The organism is Brevibacillus invocatus (genome assembly GCF_003710915.1).
GTDB lineage: Bacteria > Bacillota > Bacilli > Brevibacillales > Brevibacillaceae > Brevibacillus > Brevibacillus invocatus.
In genome coordinates this window covers 1-1632 of the sequence record NZ_RHHR01000059.1, presented here as the reverse complement: position 1 = coordinate 1632, position 1632 = coordinate 1, and the positions used below count along the sequence as shown (strand labels likewise).

Annotated in this window: 1 protein-coding gene; it reads right to left on the bottom strand. The window is 40.3% G+C overall.

Features of this window, described 5'->3' with window-relative positions; all coding sequences use genetic code 11:
* Positions 1–369: 369 nt before the first annotated feature.
* Positions 370–1632 (bottom strand): IS91 family transposase (locus EDM52_RS22975; RefSeq protein WP_148038800.1); only part of this gene is annotated, 1263 nt, incomplete at its 5' end.

The following is a 1632-nucleotide window of genomic DNA, read 5'->3' as shown; positions in this document are numbered from 1 at the left end:
CAATCCGACAAGCTCTATCGAAGGCAATTCTTACACAATAAAAATACCTCTACCGAAGCCTATTCAAGGAGGAGCGTACGCGTTTTAGCGGAAGGTTTCATGGGTTCCAGAAAGTTTAAGCATGGACGCTTTTGCACGGTGAGGCAATTAAACTTTCTTACACAATTAAGAAAACCCAGAGCGAAGCTCTGGGCCTTTTTGCGTTAGAGGATATCCGAAAGTTTGTACTCGTATCCATGCAATCCTTTGTAGTACTCAGGGTACATGGGATTACCGCAATGCTCACAACCAAATTGAGGCGGCACAGACGGATCACCATCATCCATTGCATCAAAATCACGAACTACACTCAATGGGATTTCCTCTATTTCATGACACTCCAAACAGACATATTTGACGACTTCGTTCTTTTCTTGTTTCCTTCGGAAACTTTCCAACAGAGCTTTTTGGTTTTTCTTTGCTTTCTTGTTTTTTGACACCTGTGAGATCTTCGATCATCCCTTCCAGACACGCTCGTGTTTGATGACAAAGAGCATGCTTAATAACAAGTTGTCCATCTTTAAGACAGACTTCTCCCTTGTATTCATAGTAACACTCACATTCTGGGCAAACGAGTGGGTCTTTTCCCGTTTGTTCCTTTATTCTCTGCTTCCATGTTCTTCGAGTGAGGAATCGTTTGATTTGGACGATCTTTCTACGCATCTCTTGCTGCCAGATACTAATCTTTTGCTTGCATATCTTCTTACTTCTTCTTGCATAAACTCCAAAATGACGAATCATCTTAAACTGCTCATCTGGAATATGGGTAATAAGACGACCTATAAATTCTTCTACACTTAAAGTCTCTCGTTTTTCTTCCCCACTTGTTTTGTCGTGATATCGAAAAGTCACGGTTTTCCCATCGTATTGCTCAATTCGATTTAGACCAATGGCTGGGCGACGAAAATATCTTCCGATATAACCAATTTGAACTCGAACATTGCCCTTCTGTTTTGGAGCATGCACATAGAAGCCTTCTCCATTGGCGGAATAGGCTTTTTGAAGTAACGGCTGTACTTGCTTTAACTCTAGTCGGTTCAACGACTGACGTATTAGCTTAAGAACTACGGTCTGCCATTGTTTTCGTAACATTTCAAATGGAATATAATCGTATGTTTTCCATTCTCCATTACTCTTCATTCCGCCCATCGTCACTAACATATGAACATGCGGATTGAAATTTAGCCGAGATCCAAATGTATGCAATCCGGCTATGATTCCTGGTGTTACCTTGAGTTTCTTTTCAAACCATTCCTGGACAAGACGAACAGCTTCATTCATAAATTTTTTAAGCATCATACGATGCTTTTGAAAAATCACTCTTAATCCTTCATCAATCGTAAAGATTACATGACGATGATTAACTTGTAGAACCTCTTCGCTCATGATACGACTCCACTCTTCGGTTTCACCGCATGAACAAGTGGTACAAAATCGTCCCTTACAACGGAATGGAACTCTTTTTGTATGATGACATCCTTCACAAACGAATAGTTTAAATCCGTTTTTAGGGTTTCCGCAGTTAAGAAACTTTTGAACTTCTTTCAGAACCGAAGGACGGATTCTTTCCCCATACTTTTTAACAAAGGGATT